17 protein-coding genes are annotated in these 17,520 nt (G+C 70.9%); 8 read left to right on the forward strand and 9 right to left on the reverse strand.

Annotated features, from left to right (window positions below; genetic code table 11):
• Nucleotides 1-30: 30 nt before the first annotated feature.
• Nucleotides 31-525 (forward strand): MarR family winged helix-turn-helix transcriptional regulator, encoded by a 495-nt coding sequence (locus tag ACZ48Z_RS29160; protein ID WP_468738857.1) that lies wholly within the window; start codon nucleotides 31-33, stop codon nucleotides 523-525.
• A 933-nt stretch (nucleotides 526-1,458) separates the two neighbouring features.
• On the opposite strand, the gene ACZ48Z_RS29165 is transcribed toward ACZ48Z_RS29160, so the two are convergent.
• The gene (locus tag ACZ48Z_RS29165; RefSeq protein ID WP_468738858.1) at nucleotides 1,459-2,292 is read right to left on the reverse strand and encodes a protein phosphatase 2C domain-containing protein; all 834 of its coding nucleotides are present in this window, start codon (nucleotides 2,290-2,292) and stop codon (nucleotides 1,459-1,461) included.
• A gap of 372 nt (nucleotides 2,293-2,664) precedes the next feature.
• On the opposite strand from ACZ48Z_RS29165, the gene ACZ48Z_RS29170 reads away from it, so the two are divergent.
• From ACZ48Z_RS29170 to ACZ48Z_RS29190, 5 genes are read left to right on the forward strand one after another with little or no spacing between them, the layout of a single operon-like run.
• Nucleotides 2,665-5,469: a sensor histidine kinase gene (locus ACZ48Z_RS29170; protein ID WP_468738859.1), complete on the forward strand. Its 2,805-nt coding sequence runs from the start codon at nucleotides 2,665-2,667 to the stop codon at nucleotides 5,467-5,469.
• Nucleotides 5,466-5,969 carry a roadblock/LC7 domain-containing protein gene (locus ACZ48Z_RS29175; RefSeq protein ID WP_468738860.1) on the forward strand — a complete coding sequence of 168 codons (504 nt, stop codon included), beginning with the start codon at nucleotides 5,466-5,468 and terminating at the stop codon, nucleotides 5,967-5,969. The genes ACZ48Z_RS29170 and ACZ48Z_RS29175 overlap by 4 nt, the downstream gene beginning before the upstream one ends.
• Nucleotides 5,966-6,370, forward strand: coding sequence for a DUF742 domain-containing protein (locus ACZ48Z_RS29180; protein WP_468738861.1), 405 nt, complete (start codon nucleotides 5,966-5,968; stop codon nucleotides 6,368-6,370). The genes ACZ48Z_RS29175 and ACZ48Z_RS29180 overlap by 4 nt, the downstream gene beginning before the upstream one ends.
• Complete coding sequence (locus ACZ48Z_RS29185; RefSeq protein WP_468738862.1) at nucleotides 6,351-6,977, forward strand: GTP-binding protein; 627 nt, start codon at nucleotides 6,351-6,353, stop codon at nucleotides 6,975-6,977. The genes ACZ48Z_RS29180 and ACZ48Z_RS29185 overlap by 20 nt, the downstream gene beginning before the upstream one ends.
• A 24-nt stretch (nucleotides 6,978-7,001) precedes the next feature.
• Nucleotides 7,002-8,255 (forward strand): styrene monooxygenase/indole monooxygenase family protein, encoded by a 1,254-nt coding sequence (locus ACZ48Z_RS29190; RefSeq protein ID WP_468738863.1) that lies wholly within the window; start codon nucleotides 7,002-7,004, stop codon nucleotides 8,253-8,255.
• Here ACZ48Z_RS29190 and ACZ48Z_RS29195 read toward each other — a convergent pair.
• From ACZ48Z_RS29195 to ACZ48Z_RS29210, 4 genes are all read right to left on the reverse strand, one after another.
• Nucleotides 8,204-9,343, reverse strand: a complete 1,140-nt coding sequence (locus ACZ48Z_RS29195) for a C40 family peptidase (RefSeq protein ID WP_468739005.1) — start codon at nucleotides 9,341-9,343, stop codon at nucleotides 8,204-8,206. The two genes, ACZ48Z_RS29190 and ACZ48Z_RS29195, sit on opposite strands and share 52 nt — an antisense overlap.
• 141 nt (nucleotides 9,344-9,484) lie before the next feature.
• Entirely contained in the window at nucleotides 9,485-9,814 is a 330-nt protein-coding gene (locus ACZ48Z_RS29200; RefSeq protein WP_468738864.1) for a hypothetical protein, read from the reverse strand.
• Nucleotides 9,807-10,454: a TetR/AcrR family transcriptional regulator gene (locus ACZ48Z_RS29205; protein WP_468738865.1), complete on the reverse strand. Its 648-nt coding sequence runs from the start codon at nucleotides 10,452-10,454 to the stop codon at nucleotides 9,807-9,809. Before ACZ48Z_RS29205 ends, ACZ48Z_RS29200 begins: the two co-directional genes overlap by 8 nt.
• Nucleotides 10,455-10,614: 160 nt before the next feature.
• A complete protein-coding gene (locus ACZ48Z_RS29210) occupies nucleotides 10,615-11,553 on the reverse strand; it encodes an AurF N-oxygenase family protein (protein WP_468738866.1) in 939 nt (312 codons plus the stop codon).
• Between the two features lie 90 nt (nucleotides 11,554-11,643).
• Between ACZ48Z_RS29210 and ACZ48Z_RS29215 the strand changes: the two genes are divergently transcribed.
• Together ACZ48Z_RS29215 and ACZ48Z_RS29220 are read left to right on the forward strand one after the other, a co-directional pair.
• The gene (locus tag ACZ48Z_RS29215) at nucleotides 11,644-12,756 is read left to right on the forward strand and encodes a ferritin-like domain-containing protein (protein ID WP_468738867.1); all 1,113 of its coding nucleotides are present in this window, start codon (nucleotides 11,644-11,646) and stop codon (nucleotides 12,754-12,756) included.
• Between the two features lie 9 nt (nucleotides 12,757-12,765).
• A complete protein-coding gene (locus tag ACZ48Z_RS29220; RefSeq protein WP_468738868.1) occupies nucleotides 12,766-13,614 on the forward strand; it encodes a DUF3824 domain-containing protein in 849 nt (282 codons plus the stop codon).
• Here ACZ48Z_RS29220 and ACZ48Z_RS29225 read toward each other — a convergent pair.
• Genes ACZ48Z_RS29225 through ACZ48Z_RS29240 form a run of 4 tightly spaced genes read right to left on the reverse strand, consistent with a single transcriptional unit; the run spans nucleotide 13,611 to nucleotide 17,509 of the window.
• On the reverse strand, nucleotides 13,611-14,120 hold the full coding sequence (locus tag ACZ48Z_RS29225; RefSeq protein WP_468738869.1) for a DUF3291 domain-containing protein: 510 nt from the start codon (nucleotides 14,118-14,120) through the stop codon (nucleotides 13,611-13,613). The genes ACZ48Z_RS29220 and ACZ48Z_RS29225 overlap by 4 nt on opposite strands.
• 44 nt (nucleotides 14,121-14,164) lie before the next feature.
• Entirely contained in the window at nucleotides 14,165-15,628 is a 1,464-nt protein-coding gene (locus ACZ48Z_RS29230; protein WP_468739006.1) for a peptidoglycan D,D-transpeptidase FtsI family protein, read from the reverse strand.
• Between the two features lie 17 nt (nucleotides 15,629-15,645).
• Entirely contained in the window at nucleotides 15,646-17,007 is a 1,362-nt protein-coding gene (locus ACZ48Z_RS29235) for an FtsW/RodA/SpoVE family cell cycle protein (RefSeq protein WP_468738870.1), read from the reverse strand.
• A gap of 52 nt (nucleotides 17,008-17,059) precedes the next feature.
• Entirely contained in the window at nucleotides 17,060-17,509 is a 450-nt protein-coding gene (locus ACZ48Z_RS29240; RefSeq protein WP_468738871.1) for an SH3 domain-containing protein, read from the reverse strand.
• Nucleotides 17,510-17,520 lie beyond the last annotated feature (11 nt).

A 17,520-nucleotide genomic window follows, 5' to 3' on the forward strand; every position in this document is an offset into this window, starting at 1 on the left:
AGGACCGGGAAATCCGAGGCAGGGGCTGACGTGCACGAAGACGGAAACGGCGGCGGGCACAGGGGTGGCGCCGAGGCGTCAGCGGGCGGTGTGGACCAACCCGGATTCCTGGCTCTCGAACGGGAGTTGACCGTTCTGCTGCGACGTGCCCGGGCCAACCAGGGGGAGATGGCCCGCGAGGTCCACCCCGACCTGGAGACGGCGGCCTACGGCCTGCTCGTCCGTCTGGATGAATGCGGCCGTCAGCGTGCCACCGAGCTGGCCGGCTACATCGGCGTCGGCAAGGCCACGATGTCGCGCCAGCTGCGGGCCCTGGAGGAACTGGGCCTGGTCGCCCGCGAGCCCGATCCGGCGGACGGCCGTGCCTGGCTGGTCGATCTCACGGAGGAGGGCCGCTCCCGGGTGAAGCGGGTCCGGGACGCACGGCGGGCCCGGTACGCGGGCCGACTGGCGCACTGGGACTCCGACGAGGTCATCGAACTGGCCCGACTGCTGCACCAGCTCAACCGGGGGATGGAGAGGTAGCCACCGCGTCCCGGTTCGTCTCCGCGCCGGGCGGATCCGCCACGCCCGTCGTGTCCGTGTCCGTGTCTGTGTCTTCGCAGCGCCAGGGATTCCGCCGAGCTGCGGTCTCAGCGGCGCCGGTGTCCGCCGCGCCCTGCTCTCCACTCCGCTCCGCTGTCTGCTGTGCTGCGCCGTCCGTCGCGTGCGGGTCCTGTGCGAGCCGCGTTCTCTGTGGCGTTCCGGGTTTCCGCCGCGCCCTGGTCTCCACTCCATTCCGGCGTCTGCTGTGGCGCGGCGTCCGTCGCGCGTGACGGTCTTCGCCGACCCGCCCTCGCTCTCTGCCGAGCCGCGTTCTCTGCCGCGTTCCGGCGTCCGCCGCGCCCTCGGTCTGCACGGCGCCCGTCGTACGACGGGCCCGCATCCTGTACGGCGCCCGGTCTCCGTCGCGCCCTCGTTCTCTGCCGAGCCGCGTTCTCTGCCGAGCCGCGTTCTCTGCCGCGTTCCGGTCTCCGACGCGCCCTCGGTCTGCACGGCGCCCGGTCTCGGACGCGCCGTCGTTCTGCACGGCGCCCGTCGTACGACGGGCCCGCATCCTGTACGGCGCCCGGTCTCCGTCGCGCCCTCGTTCTCTGCCGAGCCGCGTTCTCTGCCGCGTTCCGGTCTCCGACGCGCCCTCGGTCTGCACGGCGCCCGGTCTCGGACGCGCCGTCGTTCTGCACGGCGCCCGTCGTACGACGCGCCCGCATCCTGTACGGCGCCCAGTCTCCGTCGCGCCCTCGTTCTCGGCGGCCCGGCGGCGACCAGTCCGTCGGCGGCGCCCTGACGCGGCATCTACTCCGTAGGTCATCCGGCCGTCACCCCGTCGGCCACTCGGCCACTCGGCCACTCGGCCACTCGCCCACTCGCCCACTGGACCGGTCACCGTCCGTCTGGCGGAGCCTCCCGGCCCGTCCCCTAGGGCCGGCGGAAACCCGCACCCCACGGCGAGCCCGGCGCCCGGTCCAGTTCCGCGTACACCACCGTCGCGTCGTCGTGCGTCTTGCTCCGGCCCAGAAACGCGCGCGCCTGTGCGTCTCCTCGCTCCAGGTCCCGTACGCGTTCCACGAGTGCCCGTGCCCCTTCCTTCCGGACGAACCGGAAGGAGTCCTCCCAGCCGCCCTCCCGGAACTTCTCCACCCACCGGGTCGCCCCGTCCGTCATGGCCACCAGGGTGCGGACCGAGGCGCGGGGCAGCACCCCCGTCACCGCCCGCGCCGCCACCGCGGGATCCGCGGCCGCCGTGAAGAAGCCGCCCTCCTTGTTGCGGAGGTTGGCGTCGATCAGCGCGTCCGTGGCCAGGGAGGCGCGGGGGAGGCGGGAGAGGCGGTCGTCCAGATGCGGGGTCACCGTGCCGTCGGGGGCCTCCACCAGCAGTGCCGAGTCCGACAGGACCAGGTACTCGACCCTCGACGGGGACCAGCGCGCCATCACCACCGTCGCCTGGGGCGTACGCGGGTGAGAAAGGTCACAGCCCCCTCCGTGGGCCTCCGCCGTGCGCGAGATCGCCCGCGACAGCACCTCGGCCAACGGAACATCCATGAGCGAAACGGCCAGTTCGGTCAGGGCCCCGCCGAGGTGCGCCGTGAACCAGGGGACGGAATGCGGACAGCCCGTCGGACCGCGGGGCGGGGTGACTCCGTCGAGGGCGATCAGTACGCCGCCCTGCCCGGACGCGGGTAGAGCGACGCTCGCGAAGTCCTCGTTGGGGCGGTTCGGATCGCCGGGCTCGGAGACAAGTTCCGTACGCATCCAGCCAGTCTGCACGAGCCCTTCACAAGCTTCGCCAAAGAGTGGCAACGGGCCCGGAATTGACGCAGTCGCGCAGGTCAGGCGCCTGGTTTGGGGTGGAATGGTTTGCTCCGGGCGAACGTGGTGGCGAATACTGCCACCGGTCGTGGTCGGCGTCCAACCGGCAGTCCGCGCAGGGTCCGTGCGCGTGCCGCAGGAACTTGCCCGCCAACTCCCCTCCGGGGTTCACTCCTTCGGGTGGCGGCCCCGGCGATGCGCGGCCACCGCCCACCGGCGCTGGGAGGGTCGGGAACCGTACCCCGGTGTGCACGCCAGTTGACGGAGCGTCACCCCGGGCCCATGGGTATCACGAGTTCAGGAATGCGAGCAGCGGTGCAGAAGACGCGGCCTCGTCGCACAGGCAAGCAGACGGCCTCCGGCACGGGCGTGGAGCGCACAGCCGCCGCGCCCGGCACCCCTGAGACTCCCGTCGGCAAGGGCCGCCCCACTCACGTCCGCACGCGGCTGATTCTCGCCGCCGCCGTCGTGGCCGCCGCAGTCGCCGGGGCCGGCGCCCCCTCCCTGATCACCGCGTCCGGGGAACTCCACGACTCCCAGGACCTGGTGACGTTCGCCGGACAGACCCAGGACGCGCTCGCCCTCGCCCACTCGCTCGCCGACGAACGCGACGAGGTCACCTCCTACATCGCCGCAGGCCGCCCCAAGGCGAAGGCGCCGACCGAGCAGTCCAGCGCCCGCGTCGACCGCCAGGTCGAGGAACTGCGCGCCGACACCGACGTCTCCACCGTCCTGCGCGCCGACCTCGACGACATCGGCGCCGTACGGCGGTCCGCGCTCACCGGCAAGAGCACCGCCCTCGAAGCGCACGACGCCTACTCCGCCGCCATCACGGAGCTGCACCGGCTCGCGGAGGAACTGGCCGAGCGGATGCCCTCCCGCGCGGGCTCCGGCGCCTACTCCCTCGCCGAACTGGACTCCGCCGTACAACAGGCCGCCGCCACCCGCGGACTGCTGCTCGCGGCGCTCAACGTGCCGACGACGACCCAGAGCGTCTACGACCCGATCACCGGACTCACCAGCACCAAGAGGGTGTCCTCGGCCGCCGGCGCCAAGCAGCGCGAGGCGCTCAGCGCCACCGCCCAGCAGGCCAGGCTGCGTTCCGACGCCGCCCTCGCCGACTTCCACGACTCCGCGCCCGCGGCCGCCAAGGCGAGCTACGACTCCACGGTCACCGGCCCCGAGGTCAACTCCGCCGACAAGTACCTCGCCGTCCTCACCGACCAGCCCACCCTCTCCGGCGGAGACCTGGGCACCAGCACGGCCAAGCTCGACGCCGCCCTCTCCGCCCGCGTCGACCTCATGCGCGGCGCCGAGTCCGCGCTGTTCGAGCGCCGGGTCAAGGAGCTGGCCCAGCTGCGCGACGACGACGTCACCGCGCTGGAGCTGCGGGTCGCGGTCCTCGGCGCGCTGATGCTGCTCGCCGTCGGCATCGCCACCGCCATGGCCCGCACCCTCACCCGCCCCCTGTCCGTGCTGCGCCGCGGCTCCGCCCGGCTCGCCGGTGCCGAGGACCCCACCGCCGAGGAAGCGGTCGCCTTCACGGGCCGCAACGACGAGTTCGCCCAGGTCGTCCGTTCCGTCAACGCCCTGCACGCGCACTCCGTCGCCCTCGCCGAGCGGGTCACCACCCTTGAGGCCGACCGCAAGCACCTGGTCGGCCAGCGGCAGAAGATGGCGGACGCACGCGAGCAGCTCAAGGGCGAACTCGCCGACTCCGCCGCCCAGTTGGCGCGGCTGCGCACCACCATCGGTGCCACCTTCGTCAACCTCGCCCTGCGCACCCTGGGCCTCGTCGAGCGTCAACTCGCGGTCATCGAGGGCCTGGAGGAGCGCGAGCGGGACCCCGACCGGCTCGCCACCCTCTTCAAGCTCGACCACTTCGCCACCGTCATGCGCCGGCACAGCGAGAACCTCCTCGTCCTGGCCGGCACGGAACACGTGCAGCAGAGCGCTGGCCCGGTCCCGCTGGTGGACGTCGTGCGGGCCGCGGTCAGTGAGATCGAGCGCTACGAGCGGGTCCGTATCGCGGCCCTCCCGCCGCACGCGCACGTGGCCGGGTTCGCCGCGGACGACCTCTCGCACCTGCTGGCCGAGTTGATGGAGAACGCCAGCTCGTTCTCCCCGCCCGACCTGCCCGTCGAGGTCTCCGGCTGGCTGCTGGAGAGCGGCGAGGTGATGCTCTCCGTCCAGGACGAGGGCATCGGCATGACCGCCGAGCGGACGAGCACCCTCAACTCCCGGCTCGCCGAGTTCGATCCGGAGGCCGCGTACGAGTCGTACGACGAGGGCGACGAGGGACTCGGTCTGGGCCTGTACGTGGTGGCCCGCCTCGCCCACCGGCACGGCGTGCGCGTGCAGCTGCGCGAGCAGAAGCAGGGAGGCGTGGCCGCGGTCGTCGTCCTGCCGAAGACCCTGCTCACCGCCGCTCCCACGGCCGCCGTCCCGGCCGCCGGCGGTCCGGTGACGGGCGCGACCCACTCCTTCTCCCTGCCGGGAGCGGACGCGGAGGTCAACTCCAACGTCCTGAGCGGCCGTTCGCAGTCCGGTGACCCGTTGGTGACGCTGGCGGAGGAGGCCGTACGCGAGGCGGCGGCGGACGAGCCGACGCACCACGGCAAGCCGGAGTCCCCCGCCGAGACGACGATGGAACTCCTCGCCCCGGTACCACCGGAGCCGACGGCCGACGAACTCGTCGAAGCCCATGAGGCCCACGAAGCCCACAAGGCCGACGAGGTCCACGAGGCCGTCGAACCCCACCGACCCGGCGCCCCCCACGAACCCCGCGGACTCGTCGAACCCGACGACGAAAGCGGTGCGGTCGGTGGCGCGAACGAGGAACACACCCGCGCCGACGACGAGCCCCTCACCGACAAGGGCCTCCCCAAGCGCACCCCGAAGATCACCGCGTCCGCCCCGGCACCCCGTCAGCGCAACAGCGCGGTGGACGCCGACGCCCTCCGCCGCAGGCTGGGCGGCTTCCGCCGGGGGGCGGAGGCCGGCCACCGCGACGTGGCGGCGGAGATCGAGGAACGGACCGGCGAGACCAGACTGCCCGACACGCACAGCACCGCATCCGAAGAATTCACGGGGGGCACAGCCGAGGAGGCAAGCAGTTGACCGCGCCCAGTACCTTCGGACTGAGTCGTGAAGCCCGCAATCTCCACTTCCTGCTGACCAATCTCGTCGAGGAGGTACCGGGCGTCCAGTCCGTGGCCGTCGTCTCCTCGGACGGCCTGCTCCTGCTCTCCTCCGACGCCGAGCGGAACGCGGAAGCACGCGAGGCACGTGACGGGAAGCCCTCGGGCCCCCGTGGCTCCGCGGCGGACCTCGCGACCATCGTCTCCGGCATCGGCAGCCTCACCCTCGGTGCCGCCAAGCTCATGGACTTCGGTTCCACGAAACACACCATGATCGCGATGGACGACGGCAGCCTCTTCGTGATGTCGATCAGCGACGGCTCGCTGCTCGGTGTCCACGGCACCGCGGACTGCGACATGAGCGTGGTGGCGTACCACATGGCGCTGTTCGTCGGCCGGGCCGGCCACGTCCTGACCCCCGAACTCCGCAGCGAGCTGCGGCAGTCGCTGGAGAACGACGGGACGGGGGGCGCCCGATGACGAACAGGCCCGGGCTCCCGGTCCGCGGCGGCGACCGCAAATCCGCCCGCGTCCGTCCGTACTCCCTCACCGGCGGCCGCACCCGCTTCGGTCACGTCCTCCTCGTCGAGACCTTCGTGGCGGCTCTCGAAGCCCCCGAGGAGCGCAAGGAGTTGACCAACGGCTCGTTGAAGTCGGTCATGCCGGAGCTGCGGGCCATCGTCGAACTGTGCCGCCGGATGCGCACGGTGGCCGAGATCGCCGCGCTGCTGAAGATGCCGCTCGGCGTGGTCCGCGTGCTCCTCAGCGACCTCGCGGACCAGGGAAAGATCCGTGTGTACGGCACCGGTACCGCTCACGGTACGGGCCGTCCCGACCGCGCTCTGCTGGAAAGGGTGCTTAGTGGACTCCGTCGCCTTTAGGGACCTCGCGTTCGAGGACACCGACGACAACCCGAAGTCCTGGCAGACGGACCGCACCCGGGCCCCCATCGCCACGAAGATAGTCGTGGCCGGTGGCTTCGGCGTCGGCAAGACCACCCTGGTGGGCACCGTCTCGGAGATCGAGCCCCTCCAGACGGAGGCGCTGATGACCGAGGCCAGCGAGCAGGTCGACGACCTCACCGGCACCCCGGAGAAGGTCACCACCACCGTGGCCATGGACTACGGCCGCATCACGCTCGACGACGACCTGGTGCTCTACCTCTTCGGCACGCCGGGCCAGGAGCGGTTCTGGTTCATGTGGGACGACCTGGTGCGCGGCGCGATCGGCGCGGTCGTCCTCGCGGACACCAGGCGGTTGAAGGACTGCTTCCCGGCGCTGGACTACTTCGACGGCTGTGGCATGCCCTACGTCGTCGCGGTCAACCACTTCGACGGCAGTGACCGCTTCGAACCGGAGGACGTGCGGGAGGCGTTGACGATCCCCGCGCACATACCTGTCATGATCATGGACGCGCGGCGGAAGATCTCGGTGATCGAGACGCTCCTGTCCCTCGTCGGCCACGCTCTGGACGTCACCCCTGAGTAGCCCTGGTAAGGAGCCATCACCCGCATGCGGAAGATACTCGTCGTCGGAGCCGGCCAGTCCGGACTCCAGCTCGCCCTAGGCCTTCAGTCGCACGGGTACGAGGTCACCCTGATGTCGAACCGGACGGCGGACGAGATCCGCGTCGGCCGGGTCATGTCGACGCAGTGCATGTTCCACACGGCACTGCAGCACGAGCGCGACCTCAAGCTGAACTTCTGGGAGTCCCAGGCCCCGAGGATCGAGGGGCTCGGCGTCTCCGTGGCGGCTCCCGGCTCCTTCGACCCGGGGCCCTCGCAGCGCGCGATCGACTGGCTGGGCCGTCTCGACGGGTACGCGCAGTCGGTCGACCAGCGGGTGAAGATGGCCGGCTGGATGGAGACCTTCGCCCAGCGCGGCGGCCAGCTCGTCATCCACGGCGCGGCCGTCGGGGACCTCGACTACTTCTCCCGTACGTACGACCTCGTGCTGGTCTCGGCGGGCAAGGGCGAGCTGGTGTCGATGTTCTCCCGCGACCCCGAGCGCTCTCCGTACACCCAGCCGCAGCGCGCGCTCGCCGTCTCCTACGTCCACGGTCTGGGCCCGCGTCCCGAGCACCCGGACACCGATGCCGTCCGCTGCAACCTCGTCCCCGGGGTCGGTGAACTGTTCGTCATGCCGACGCTCACCACCTCCGGGCGTGCGGACATCCTGTTCTGGGAGGGCATACCCGGCGGCCCGATCGACGCCTTCAACGGCGTCAAGGACCCGACGGAACACCTCTCGCTGACCCTGGACCTCATGGAGAAGTTCCTGCCCTGGGAGTACGCCCGCGCCACGAAGGCCGAACTCACCGACGCCGGGGCCACGTTGGCGGGCCGGTACGCGCCCACCGTGCGCAATCCGATAGGCCGCCTGCCCGGTGGGGGACTGGTCCTCGGCGTCGCCGACGTCGTCGTCGCCAACGACCCGATCACCGGGCAGGGCTCCAACTCCGCGTCCAAGTGCGCGGCTTCGTATCTCGCCTCCATCCTCGACCAGGGGGACAAGGAGTTCGACGAGGCCTGGATGCGGGCGACGTTCGACCGCTACTGGGACACCGCCCGGCACGCCACCAAGTGGACGAACGCGATGCTCGCGCCTCCGCCGGAGCACATCCTCAACCTGATCGGCGCGGCCGGGCAGTTGCAGCCGGTGGCGGATCGGTTCGCCAACGGCTTCGACGACCCGGCCGACTTCGAGAACTACTTCTACGAGCCGGAGAAGGCGGGCGCGTACGTGGCGTCGGTGGCGGCGGGCTGATCGTCGTCACCCGGGTGCGGGACCGTCGTGTCCGGTCCCGCCCACGCGTCACAGCCGCTGACGTCACAGCCCCGCGCCCGTTCGGGTAGCTGATCCGGGCGTACGGCTCCGAGCAGCGGGTGGGCTGCGATCGGGGAGACCTTGACCTTCTCGCCCGTTCTCGGGGCCTCGATCACCTCGCCCTTCCCCAGGTAGATCGCCACGTGCGTGGCCTCGGGGAAGTAGATCACCAGGTCACCGGGGCGCAGCTCATCGAGCGGGATCCTCGGCAGCCGCGCCCACTGCTCCTGGCTCGTCCTCGGGATCGAGGTGCCGGCATGGGCCCAGGCCTGCGACGTCAGACCCGAGCAGTCGTACGTCTTCGGGCCCTCCGCGCCCCATTCGTACGGCTTCCCCAGCTGGCGTCGGGCGTAGGTCAGGGCCTCCTCGCCCTCCCGGGTCGGACTCCGGTCGTCCTTGCCCAGGGCGCCGGAGGCCGTCAGCTCCTGCTGCGCCTTCTCGACCCCCTTCTCCTCGAACTCGGCCAGCCGGGTTAGCTGTTCGGCGGTGAGGGAGGCGAGGAGCCCCGCCACGTCGTCGAGCCTGGCCCGTACGTCGTCCCGGTCCTTCTTCTGCCGTGCCGCGAGGGTGAGTTGGTCGTCGAGCGTACGCCGGGCCCTGCGGGCCAGGTCGTCGGCGCGGTGCTCGGTGCCGGTCAGGCGGCCGACCGTCTGGGCGCGCTCCTTCGCCAACTGGCCGATGACATGGCCCTGGTCGAGGGCGTGCTGCGGGTCACGGGCGAGGAGGAGGCGCACATACGGCGAGATGTCGTTGCTGCTCTGGTACTGCTGCCGGGCCAGCCGCCCGGCGGCACCCCGGCTGTCGTGCAGGGAGAGCCGGGCCTCGGAGAGCGCGGAGTCCAGCCGGGTCAGCTCGGCGCGCTTGTCCCGCAGCTTCTCCTCGGTGGCGTTGTAGGTCTCGGTGGCCTTCTCGGCATCCCGGTACAGCCGCTGAAGGTCCGTCAGCAGCTCGGCCACGGAGTGTTCACGGGGCTCGGGTGCCGCAACCGCGACCGCGGGCAGCGGTGCGAGGAAGGTGCCGGCCGCCATCGCCGCCGTACACACCAGACGCAGAAGCCTTCCTGACACGTCATCACCTCCCGTGCGGAGCAGCCCCTCTGGTCCGCACGGCGAGCATCGGACGGCGCCCAGGTTTTCGCGCGCCGGGTGTGGGCGTTCGGCGCAACCCCGTCACCCGTGGGTGTCGTCCGGTCCGGCGTCCGGCCCGCCGTCGGCTTTGTCGGGCTTGGACCAGGGCCATTTCAACCCGCCGCCCGCCTTCCCCTCGGGGTCGTACTCGTACTTCCACCCCTTCTGGATTCCCAGCCTCCGGGTGTGACCCCTCGGTGCGCGTTTGTACACCAGCACGGTGGGCGGGCCGCCGGCCGCGTCGGGGACGGGGATGGTGTACGTCTTCGGCGGCTGCCCGGTCGGTCCCAGCAGCACGGGCAGCACCCGGCCGTCCATGGGGCCGCCCTCGAAGGGGGTGTCTTCGCTCTTCACGGCACCAGTGTCAGCCATCCGCCGCGAGGGCCGTGACCAGCGCGGCGGTCTGCGGGTCGCGGTTCGCGGTCACGGTGAGCACGGCGGCGAACTGCTCCACCAGCCAGTCCCGCAGTTCCTCCACGGGGGGCTGCTTGCCCTCGTCGAGCCAGATCAGGGACGCGGCCTCCACGGCCGTGATCCACATCCGCACGGTCATCCGCAGCCGCAGACCCGGTTCGGTGACGCCGAGGTGGCTGAGGATGTGCTCGGCGGCGGCCCGTCGCACGCCGTCCACGATGGCGGTGGTCCGGGACGTCTCGACGACGCTGCCGCCCTGGAGCAGGGCGCTGAAGCCGGCGTCGTGCTGGTCGACGAAGGCGAGATAGCGGTCGAGGGCACGGGAGAGACGGGGGAGGAGGGGGCCGTCGCGGGGTTCGTCGAAGCAGTCCTGGAGTTCGTCGGCGGCGGACCGGAGCGCGGCCTCGTACAGCTGCTGCTTGCCGCCGGGGAAGTACCGGTACACGAGGGGACGCGAGACCCCGGCCGCCTCCGCCACGTCGTCGAGGGAGACGTCCTCGGGGACGCGGTGCGCGAAGAGCGTGAGGGCGGCTTCGAGGAGTTGGCTTCGGCGCTCCTCGACACCGAGTCTCCGATAGGCGGGCGCGGCAGGGGTCATGGGTGCAGCGTAGTCGGCGTCTGCGGGTGCGTCGTGGCTGGTCGCGCAGTTCCCCGCGCCCCTTGAGTAGGTCCAGCTGAGTTCCTTCAGGGGCGCGGGGCTGCTACATCAGCGGCTCCGCCGCGGGGCGCGACCAGCCCCACCGGCCCGCACCCGACCGTCAGGCCAGCAGCCCCGACGACCTCCACAGCCGTCGCCCGACACCCCGCAGCACACCAATGTCGTCCAAGAAGTCGGTCAACCTCTTCGCGCCGGTCTGCATGACCTCCCTCCGGTGCCCGCTGCCGCGAACCTGCGCCAGCGCCTCCCGCTGGTCGAGGCCCACGTTCGTGTACACCTCCGGGTTCACGAAGGCCACGGAGAACACCCGCGCGAACTCCCCGGACGTCACCCGCGTGAACTCCTGCGACCACCGCGGAGCGGTGACCATCTGGCGCCGCAGCTCCTCGCGGGCGTACCGCACATGCCGCGCCTCCTCCACCACGTGGATCCGTGTCACGCCCCGGATCAGCGGCTGCACGCGCTCGTCCGGGAACGTCAGCCGCTGCATCCAGTCGAGGACCTCCTCGCCCAGCAGCGTCGCCGTGAAGGACCCCGGCGTCGTGGAGATCGTCTTGAACAGCCGCCCGAGCCGCTGATGGGCCGGGCTCACCGGATACCAGGGCGTACCGCCCCGCGAGATCAGCCGCGCGAACATCTTCGAGTGCCGGCACTCGTCCTCGATCTCGGTGAGCGCGTACCGCACATGCGCGCTCGTGGCCGCCTTGTCGTAGATATGACGGACCAGCAGCTGCATGAGGATCAGCTCGAACCAGATCCCCAGCGAGGCCAGCGCCGCGGCCTCGTGCTGCGACAACAGAATCCGCTGCTCCTCGCTCATCCGACGCCACATCGGGGTGTCGTACAGCGAGACCAGTTCCGGCGGCCAGAACCACTTGCCCTCCTCGAAGGGCGCGTCCCAGTCCAGTTCCCTGTCCGGATCGAAGGAGTGCTTCGCGGAGGAGTCGAGCAGCCTCTGGGCCACCTGCTCCCGGTCCTTGAGCAGACCGAGCGCGTCACGCAGCCCTTCGAGCGCGTCGACTTCTGTCAGACTCGTCATGGCTCTTATGAGACTGCCTGTCAGCAAGGCCGTCAATCCCCCGCGCACGACTTGTTGACCCGGCGTCTACGAAGGGGCAGCCTGCCCAGCATGCCGACATTCGACCTGTACACCACGGACCCCGAGGACCCCCACTGGCAGGTACCGGCGACGGGCAAAGCCCGTTTCAGCTGGGAGTACGACGACGGCCGCGACCGCCTGCTCGCCCTGTACCAGAAGGGCAAGGACAAGCAGTGGGACGGCCAGAAGCGCGTCGACTGGAGCCTGGAGGTCGATCCGTACGACCCCCTCGGCACCCCAGACGAGTCCATCTCCCTCTACGGCACCAAGTACTGGGCGAAGTTCACCGACCAGGACAAGGGTGAACTGCGCAAGCACCTGGCCTCCTGGCAGTTCAGCCAGTTCCTGCACGGCGAGCAGGGCGCGATGGTGTGTGCCGCGAGGATCGTCGAGTCCGCCCCCGACCTCGACGCCAAGTTCTACTCGGCGACCCAGACGATGGACGAGGCCCGGCACGCGGAGATCTACGGCCGTTTCCTGCACGAGAAGATCGGGATGCTGTACCCGATCAACGACAACCTCCGGTCCCTGCTGGACGACACCCTCAGGGACTCACGCTGGGACATGCCCTACCTCGGCATGCAGGTCCTGATCGAGGGCCTCGCGCTGGCCGCCTTCGGCATGATCCGCGACACCACCGACAAGCCCCTGCCCAAGCAGATCCTCGCGTACGTCATGCAGGACGAGGCGCGGCACGTGGCCTTCGGGCGCATGGCGCTCCGGGACCACTACAAGCAGCTCTCCGACGCCGAGCTCCGCGAACGCGAGGAGTTCGTGATCCAGGGCTGCTACCTGATGCGGGACCGGCTGCGCGGAGTGGAGGTCCTGGAGAACTTCGGCATCCCCAGGGCGGAGGCCGAGGAGTACAGCGAGCGGTCCGAATTCCTCGCCCTCTTCCGCCGGTTGCTCTTCTCCCGGATCGTCCCCTGCGTCAAGGACATCGGCCTGTGGGGCCCACGCCTTCAGCAGGCCTACGTCGACATGGGCGTCTTCGAGATGGGCGACTCCAACCTCGACCTCCTGATGGCCCAGGACGAGGAACTCGCCGAGAAACTGGACGCGGAGCGCTTCGCGGCGGAGGAGCGGGAGCGGGTCGCGGAGGTCGAGCAGTCCATCGAAGAGGGGGCCGCTCACGTGGAGTAACGTACTGACGTGTCCACGCCTCAAGGCCCGTACGGGCCGCAGAACCCCTACAACCAGCAGCCTCCGCAGGGCCCTTACGCTCCCGGCCCGTACGGTCAGCAGGCCTACGGCCAGCAGCAGCCGTACGGCCCGCCGCCCGTGCAGCAGCCGCCGTACGGGAATCCGTACCCCCAGCAGCAGCCGTACGGCTGGGGTGCGCCTCCTGTCGTCCCGCCCCCGAAGAGGCGCCCCCTCGTGGTGATCCTCGCCATCGTGGGCGGACTCGTCGTCCTGGGGGTGGCGGGTTCGGTCATGCGTGGGGTGGAGGAGGCGAGCGGTGCCGGTTACCCGGCGGCCGAGTACACCCTCTCCGTCCCCAAGACCCTGCTCAGCGGCCGGTACGAACTCGCCCAGGACGTCTCCGGCTCCGAGGGGCAGAAGGTCATGGACGAGGCGGACGGCTTCTCGAACACCAAGGTCGACGGGGTCGCGGTCGCTCAGTACAGCCTGGCCGGCAACACGACGGAGGGCTCGCTCGTGGTGTCGGGCATGTACGGCCGGTTCAAGGCGCCCGATCGGTCGCGGGACAGCATGATGGAGGGCGCGACCAAGGGCGAGGGTGCCAAGCTCGCCCTGGCGCCGCAGGACTTCCATCCGGACGGCTCCGACGGCGTCACCGTCACCTGCGAGGTCCTCACCAAGACCCAGGCCGGTACGGACATGACGGTTCCCGTCTGTGCCTGGGCGGACGCCAACACGGGCGCGTCGGTTGCCGAACTCCGGTCCTCCACGATGACCCAGGACCCGTCCGACGTGGACCTGGACAAGCTGGCGGCCACGGCACTGTTGATCCGCGCGGAGATGCGCGAGCCGATCTAGACCGAGCAGCCCAGGTCGTCCGGGATCTCCAGGGCCGTGACCGGCTCCGCGCCCTGCGCCGGGTACGGCGTGCGCAGCGTGAACGCGTACGGCGCAGGCCCGTTGGTGCGCAGGTGCAGCAGCCGGGACTCGGCCTCGGCCACCGTGGGGCGGTGGCCGGCCGGGACCCACCACAGGGCGACCATCGCCTCCTGGACCCGTTCGAAGAACTCCCTGCGGCGGGCCAGCATCTCGCGGTGCCGGCCCTGGTACATGTACGCCGTCAGCGCGTCGGTGTCGCGCCACACCGACATGTTGATGATCAGCCACTCGTCGCCGAAGACGGCCACGTCCGTCGCGTCGCCCGCCTCGCCCTCCAGGCGCCAGACGAAGCCGTCGGCGGCGTCCGCGTCGGCGTTCACCGGGTCGAGGTTGTCGACGAAGTCCTTCAACTGCGCCGAATCCAGCGGGGCCCTGAGGCGGCCGATGTTCACCTGGGCGAGTTCGTACGCATGGGCCTCAATCATGGACCGAACGGTAGGTCGGCCGCGTGGCCGACTCAACCCCCGTCTCACTCCTTGGAGTTGAGCACCGCCTCCATCACCGCCCGGGCGATCGGCGCCGCCACCCCGCCCCCGGTGATGTCCCCCCGGTCCGCCGACGCGTCCTCCACCACCACGGCCACCGCGACCTTCGGCTCGATGTCCCGCTCGCCCTGCGCCCAGGACACGAACCAGGCGTACGGCGTACCGGCGTTGCCGACGCCGTGCTGGGCGGTGCCGGTCTTGCCGCCGACGACGGCACCGGGGATGGCGGCGTTGGTGCCGGTGCCCTCGGTGACCACCTGTGTCATGAGCTCCTTCAGCCGTGCGGCCGTCGAGGGATGCATCGCCTGCCGTACCGGACGGGAGCCGGCCGTCGCCACCAGGTCGCCGTCGTCCGTCGTGGTCCGCTCCACCAGATAGGGCGTGCGGATCTGCCCGCCGTTGGCGACGGCCGCCGAGACCATCGCCATCTGCAGGGGAGTGGCCCGGGTGTTGTACTGGCCGATCGACGACAGGGCCAGCTGCGCCTTGTCGACGGTCGGGTCGAAGGTGCTCCGGGCCACCGCGAACGGGATCCGCAGCGAGTGGTCGTTGAAGCCGAAGGCGTGCGCCGTCGCCGTCATGTCACCCACCCCCACCTCCACACCGAGCTTCGCGAACACCGTGTTGCACGACCATCTGAAGGCCTCGCGCAGGGAGAGGTCCGCACAGCCGTCGGACTCGTTGGTCAGTGAGGTCCGGGTGCCGGGCAGGGTGTAGGGCGCGGGCGAGTCGGTCGGCGCGTCGACGTCCGTGATCACGCCGGCGTCCAGCGCGGCCGCCGCGGTGACCACCTTGAACGTCGAACCCGGCGGATAGGTCTGCCGGACCGCCCGGTTGAGCATAGGCTTGTCCGGGTCGTCGTTGAGCCGGGCCCAGGAACGGCCCACCCGGCGGTCGTTGCCCGACAGCGCCCCCGGGTCGTACGACGGCGAGGACACCAGCGCCAGGATCCGCCCCGTCGACGGCTCCACGGCCGCCACCGCGCCCTTGCGTCCGCCGAGCCCGCGGTAAGCCGCCTGCTGCGCGGCCCCGTTGAGCGTGGTGACGACGTTCCCGCCCGGGTTGTGCCTCCTCGTGAAGTCGTTCCACAGCGGGAACGGCGTCAGCAGCGGGTCCGCGCCGGACAGGACCCCGTCCTCGGCGTGCTCCAGCAGGGTCGTGCCGTACTCCTGCGAGGCGAAGCCGGTGACCGGCGCGTACAACGGCCCGTCCGTGTACGTCCGTTCGTAGCGCAGCTGCTCCGCGGTGTCCCGGGATCCCGTGACCGGCCGCCCGCCCACCAGGATGTCGCCGCGCTGCCGGCCGTAACGGGCGATGTTCTCCCGGCGGTTGGCCGGGTTCTCGTCGTGGGAGCGGGCCTCGACAACCTGGAGGCGGACGGCGTTGACGAGGAGCGCCGTCAGCAGCAGGGCGCAGAAGACGGCGGCGTGCCGGATGTAACGGGTCATGCCGGGGCCTCGTGTCGTCACGGGGTCTCCTCTCCGTCGTACTGACCGCGGGCCGAGTCGCTCACCCGGATCAGCAGCGCCACGATCGCCCAGTTGGTGACGACCGACGAGCCGCCCTGCGCGAGGAACGGCATCGCCATGCCGGTGAGCGGGATCAGCCCGCCGACCCCGCCCGCGATCACGAACACCTGGAGCGCCACGATCGAGGCGAGACCCGTCGCCAGCAGCCGCCCGAACGGGTCCCGCAGCGCGAGCCCCGCCCGGTAGCCGCGCTCCACGAGCAGGCCGTACAGCAGGAAGATCGCGGACAGGCCGGCCAGGCCCAGCTCCTCGCCGGCCGTCGCCAGGATGAAGTCGGACTTCGCCGCGAAGCCGATCAGGATCGAGTGCCCGAGCCCGAGCCCGGTGCCGAGGATGCCGCCCGCGGCGAACGCGAACAGGGACTGCGCGAGCTGGTTGGGGCCCTGGCCCGCGTCGATCGACGCGAACGGATGCAGCCAGTCCTCCACCCTGCTGTGCACGTGCGGCTCCAGCCAGCCCACGGCGAAGGCGCCGACGGCGGCCAGCAGCAGCCCCAGCGCGATCCAGCCGGTGAGCCCGGTGGCGACGTACAGGAGAACGACGAACAGGCCGAAGAACAGCAGCGAGGTGCCGAGGTCCCGCTCCAGGACCAGCACCCCGACACTGACCAGCCAGATGGCGAGGAGAGGGCCCAGGACCCGCCCGGTGGGCAGTTGCAGGCCCCAGAACCTGCGCCCCGCGAACACCAGCGCGTTGCGGTTGGCCGCCAGGTACGCGGCGAAGAACACCGCGAGCAGTACCTTCGCGAACTCACCCGGCTGGATGGAGAACCCGGCGATCCGGATCCAGATGCGGGCGCCGTTCACGGCGGGGAACAGGATCGGGAGGATCAGCAGGACCAGTGCGGCGGCGACGCAGACGTAGGCGTACCGCTGGAGCACACGGTGGTCGCGCAGCGCGAGCACGACCACGATGAACAGGGTCACCCCGACCGTGGACCACACCAGCTGGGCGGGGGCCGCGCGGTCCCCGGGCGTCTCCAGGTCGAGCCGGTGGATGAGCACCAGGCCCAGGCCGTTGAGGAGCACGCCGATGGGCAGCAGGAGCGGATCGGCGTCCGGCGCCCGCAGGCGTACGGCGATATGGGCGACGAGCGCGAGCACGCCGAGCCCGGCGCCGTAGTGGGCGGCGCCGGGCGGGACGGTGCCGTGCTTGGCGAGGCCTACAGCGCAGTAGCCGTACACGCAGAGCAGGACGGCGAGGACGATGAGGGCCAGTTCGATGCCACGGCGCCGGGGCAGGCGTACCGCGGGAGCGGGGGCGTCCGCGGGGGCCACGGTGGTTCCGGCCTTGGTCATGTCCGGAACCTACCCAAATAGGGAGTGATGTCTGCCTAGCTCGTGCAGGGTGTCAGCACCAGCGTGGCGTGGTACCGAAGACGTGGATGTACCGGGCCGCCCCCCAGGCCCAGGTGCCGTCCGTGAGGAGGTACCAGGTGGAGTTGCCGTCGATGTTCTGACCGCCGGTCCTGCAGAAGATCCTGACGGAATCGCCGTTCTGGGCCCACCGGATGATCTGGCCGCCCCGGTTCGGCGCGCTGCGCAGCGCGAGCGAACTGGCCGTCACGACGCCCTTGTACAACTGCGGGTTCTGGTTCTGGTTCTGGGTCTGGTGGTGACCCGGGTCCTGATTCTGGCCCTGGCCTTGGACTTGGCCCTGGTTCTGGGTCTGGTTCTGCTGGTTACCCCAGTCGCCGTCGGAGCCGCCCCAGTCGTCATCGGCGACGGCGGGTGTGCCGAGGGCGGTGACGGCGAGAGCGCCGGCGGCGACGGCTATGGAGAGTCGGGAGCGCAGGGACATGGGGTTACCTC

The organism is Streptomyces sp. NPDC031225 (assembly GCF_055570355.1).

Bases quoted from the DNA above. Each gene is read 5' to 3' on its own strand.
- ACZ48Z_RS29230 (WP_468739006.1), bottom strand. From the start codon at position 15,628: ATGACCCGTTACATCCGGCACGCCGCCGTCTTCTGCGCCCTGCTGCTG.
- ACZ48Z_RS29165 (WP_468738858.1), bottom strand. From the start codon at position 2,292: ATGCGTACGGAACTTGTCTCCGAGCCCGGCGATCCGAACCGCCCCAAC.
- ACZ48Z_RS29210 (WP_468738866.1), bottom strand. From the start codon at position 11,553: ATGACGAGTCTGACAGAAGTCGACGCGCTCGAAGGGCTGCGTGACGCG.
- ACZ48Z_RS29200 (WP_468738864.1), bottom strand. From the start codon at position 9,814: ATGGCTGACACTGGTGCCGTGAAGAGCGAAGACACCCCCTTCGAGGGC.
- ACZ48Z_RS29235 (WP_468738870.1), bottom strand. From the start codon at position 17,007: ATGACCAAGGCCGGAACCACCGTGGCCCCCGCGGACGCCCCCGCTCCC.
- ACZ48Z_RS29215 (WP_468738867.1), top strand. From the start codon at position 11,644: ATGCCGACATTCGACCTGTACACCACGGACCCCGAGGACCCCCACTGG.
- ACZ48Z_RS29205 (WP_468738865.1), bottom strand. From the start codon at position 10,454: ATGACCCCTGCCGCGCCCGCCTATCGGAGACTCGGTGTCGAGGAGCGC.
- ACZ48Z_RS29225 (WP_468738869.1), bottom strand. From the start codon at position 14,120: ATGATTGAGGCCCATGCGTACGAACTCGCCCAGGTGAACATCGGCCGC.
- ACZ48Z_RS29240 (WP_468738871.1), bottom strand. From the start codon at position 17,509: ATGTCCCTGCGCTCCCGACTCTCCATAGCCGTCGCCGCCGGCGCTCTC.
- ACZ48Z_RS29190 (WP_468738863.1), top strand. From the start codon at position 7,002: ATGCGGAAGATACTCGTCGTCGGAGCCGGCCAGTCCGGACTCCAGCTC.
- ACZ48Z_RS29180 (WP_468738861.1), top strand. From the start codon at position 5,966: ATGACGAACAGGCCCGGGCTCCCGGTCCGCGGCGGCGACCGCAAATCC.
- ACZ48Z_RS29195 (WP_468739005.1), bottom strand. From the start codon at position 9,343: ATGGCGGCCGGCACCTTCCTCGCACCGCTGCCCGCGGTCGCGGTTGCG.